Genomic DNA, 3,092 nt, shown 5'->3' on the forward strand with positions numbered 1-3,092 from the left:
TCTGATCCTCCGTAGTTTTTGCAAACATAGAGAATCATAAACTAATGAAATCGCTAAACTTAATTTTAGGTCGGGCTCTGACATCGCTAGACACTGTTTGACAATACGTGATAAGTCGCGATCTCTTTGAGAAAAAAGGTGGCCACCATGAAGACAATAGGTGATTTGGGGAAGTATCAGCAGCGCCGCCGTCTGGCGATTGGCGTTGTGATTGCGCTTCTGGTGGTCGCGCTATTGTTCGTGCGCTCTTCCTGGGTTGGGCGGCTACACGAATATATCGAGTCCGTTGGCCTCAGCTTCATCGTTGCAGCCATCATAGGGCGCATGTGGTGCACGCTCTATATCGGCGGGCGCAAGAGCGCGGAAATCGTGCAGAGCGGACCGTATTCAGTTACGCGCAATCCTCTTTATGTGTTCAGCACGCTCGGCGCAATAGGCATCGGCGCGCAAACAGGTAGCATCATCGTGGCTATCGGTTTCGGTATCCTTTGCTATATCGCCTTTTCTATCGTCATTCGCACGGAAGAGAAGTTTTTGGAGCAGAATTTCGGCGCGCCGTATCGCGCTTATTGCCGGGATGTTCCCCGCTTCTTCCCGAAACTCTCTAACTATAATGACGATGTAGCGGTGACGGTGAAACCGGATCGTCTCTACCGCACCTTCATGGATGGCCTTGTGTTTTTTGTAGCTTATCCATTCTTTGAATTCATTGAATACCTACAAGACCAGAATATTTTACCTGTGCTTCTGCATTTGTATTAACTATTCTCAATGCCAAAAGCAGTTTCCAAAATCTCCCACGTCTCATCCATTGCATAGGTTGGAGAAAGGAACGGAATCCCGAAATGGCCGTATTGAATACTCAACTGGCGTTCGGCAACATCCTCAGGTAAATTTGAAACCCTATTCAAATAGATAACAGATGCTAGCCCAGTTCTATCTGAGCCGCTTCGACAATGAATCAGAATTGGTTTCTCTGCGTTTTTGAGGATATCAACCAACTTAATTGCTTTCTCGTTCGGCAGTATTTTGGTCGATGACATTTCAAAGTCTATATGGTTTATCTGTTGATTTTTTATTGCAGAAATTTCACCGCGATACCATTTGTCGTTGCGCGGACCGATAAGATTTACAACCGTTTTTATTTTGTATTCTTTGATTTTTCTTTCTAGATCAGACTCATTGAGTTGGGCTGACCTATAAAGTTCGTTTGGAATGACTTCGTGAAAATTCCCGCCGATTTGCAAATAGCCAGCATATCCACCCACTGACGCGACACCACAAAACATGGCTATCAGAGAATACTGTGTCAATTTCTTTACGCGCAGAATGTTCAAACCCGTAACCCCACCAAAAGATTAATCTACCTCGTAGTTTGGTTGAAATTTTGAGCAGAATTATGATGGATACTGTTCGGATTACGACACGAAAACGTGATGAGATGATTAGCTGAAGGTTCCTTCCAGAGCCTCCTATACTTACCTGATGATGGTCCTCATTCAGGCCGCTAAATCCAGCTTTTCCGCCGTCACCCGCTGCACCCTGGAATCGAGAAATTCAGCATACAAGCGGACAGCAACGCGCAAATCAGATCGTTTCTTCGGCGCAATCACCTGGAAGTCCGGCAGGGCTCCAGTTTAGCCAACTCGCTTCAATGCGTTCCAATTTAAAATAAATTGAGCTTGACACCTATAGGTGACATCCTGTTTTGTTCCTGCTATGTTCCACATCCGTGCCAACTCAGAATCGGGCTGTGGAAAATGTCGAAACCGTCAGAAATTAAGCTTGTCTTAAAATGGCGAAAAACATGGAATGACCGGGAAGACGATTTCGTCGCCAGCGCGCCCAATTTCCCTGGAAATGTAGGCCGATTTCATAAACATATCGCCAGTTCGGAAGGCGGTTGGTCGTGGTCTTTTCAAGCAATGGATTTGCCTGTCTCCCGTGGTTCTTTGGGCGAAACATCGGGTATTGAGCCGTCCGCTCGCGAAGCTGCAAAGAAGATAGAGGATATCTGGTTTCGCGTCGTAAAAGGCACCGAATACGAGGAAACCGAGGCACCAGACGAGCCAAAACCGAATGCGTACGCCGCCGCAAAAGGCCTCTAAAACGCCCGTTTCCCTGTGAGTGTAGGTAAGGCAAGCATCAAACTTGCGCTTTAAATGGCACTTCTAGAGCCTTCATTTCCGCGCCCGACGCCCAAAAAGTGGATTTCAGACGGTTTTGAGTGCATACGTCTCGCTGTAATTTTTGTGTCGTCACGAAATTCTGTTGAACCCTTTTTCGCCCTCAGGCATATTTTCGTGACGACACGAAAATCAGGGGCGGGTAAATGACCGATCAACAGGAACCAGAAAAGAAGAAGCGTGGACGACCAGCACAGGGCGACCGCGCAATGACAAACGCGGAGCGCTCAGCGAGGCGACGAGCAAAGGCTAAAGCCTCGCAGCCAGTCGTTCTTGCGAAGGCGGAGGGGCGAGACGGTGGTTATTACAAACTCCGCAACGACCTTTATTCCATTAAAGAATTTATCAAAAGCGCAGTCTCTATGCATGTCGCTATGAATGCCTGTTTTAAGCATCCTGGCGATGCTGAGAAAATGGCGATACTCCGGAAAGGAATTGAATATTATTCGAACAATCTGGGGTATTCGATGGCTGCAATGGATAGCATCGTTGATGCTTTTGAGTGGCCTGACGATCAGGAAACGCAATGGGGGGTGAAAAATTTACGGGACTGGGAGGCCGTCGAATATTTAAAATCGCTTGTTTCCGAGTGACCTAATACACGTCAGACACCAAAACCGCGCAAATTTGGGCACTTTATGAGGCTTCTTTTTCCGTCAGACCGCAAAAAATGTTGAAATCGGTCAGTTTTGCGGGGCGCAAGCCTTCCCATTGTCCGTTTCCCGAAGCTCCAAACTGTCAACTTTTTGGCTGTTTTTCCGTCTCCCACATCACACTGGAGGCGGATCGGCAGGAGGCAAAGCCCCCAAGCAACGAGCCGAAGGTGACCTGCCCCCCGGTCGTCCCTCGTTCATAACGAGAGTCCTTGGGGTTGATAGTGGTCGGTTTCGGATGTGGCAAGCGCGC

General features: G+C 47.9%; 4 protein-coding genes. 3 read left to right on the forward strand and 1 reads right to left on the reverse strand.

What is annotated here, in order from left to right:
- Positions 1–147: 147 nt before the first annotated feature.
- Positions 148–762, forward strand: a complete 615-nt coding sequence (locus ACFO1V_RS09555) for a methyltransferase family protein (protein ID WP_151664688.1) — start codon at positions 148–150, stop codon at positions 760–762.
- Here ACFO1V_RS09555 and ACFO1V_RS09560 read toward each other — a convergent pair.
- A complete protein-coding gene (locus ACFO1V_RS09560; RefSeq protein WP_226622368.1) occupies positions 759–1,337 on the reverse strand; it encodes a dual specificity protein phosphatase family protein in 579 nt (192 codons plus the stop codon). The genes ACFO1V_RS09555 and ACFO1V_RS09560 overlap by 4 nt on opposite strands.
- A gap of 423 nt (positions 1,338–1,760) precedes the next feature.
- On the opposite strand from ACFO1V_RS09560, the gene ACFO1V_RS09565 reads away from it, so the two are divergent.
- Positions 1,761–2,108 (forward strand): hypothetical protein, encoded by a 348-nt coding sequence (locus ACFO1V_RS09565; protein ID WP_151664622.1) that lies wholly within the window; start codon positions 1,761–1,763, stop codon positions 2,106–2,108.
- A 224-nt stretch (positions 2,109–2,332) separates the two neighbouring features.
- Positions 2,333–2,779 carry a hypothetical protein gene (locus tag ACFO1V_RS09570; protein ID WP_151664621.1) on the forward strand — a complete coding sequence of 149 codons (447 nt, stop codon included), beginning with the start codon at positions 2,333–2,335 and terminating at the stop codon, positions 2,777–2,779.
- Positions 2,780–3,092: the final 313 nt, after the last annotated feature.

The sequence above is a fragment of the Daeguia caeni genome (assembly GCF_042653845.1).
In the GTDB taxonomy this organism is placed as follows: Bacteria; Pseudomonadota; Alphaproteobacteria; order Rhizobiales; family Rhizobiaceae; genus Brucella; species Brucella caeni.

What these genes read in the sequence shown, in the direction of transcription:
- ACFO1V_RS09555 (WP_151664688.1), top strand. Translation starts at nt 148, where the DNA reads ATGAAGACAATAGGTGATTTGGGGAAGTATCAGCAGCGCCGCCGTCTG.
- ACFO1V_RS09565 (WP_151664622.1), top strand. Translation starts at nt 1,761, where the DNA reads ATGTCGAAACCGTCAGAAATTAAGCTTGTCTTAAAATGGCGAAAAACA.
- ACFO1V_RS09570 (WP_151664621.1), top strand. Translation starts at nt 2,333, where the DNA reads ATGACCGATCAACAGGAACCAGAAAAGAAGAAGCGTGGACGACCAGCA.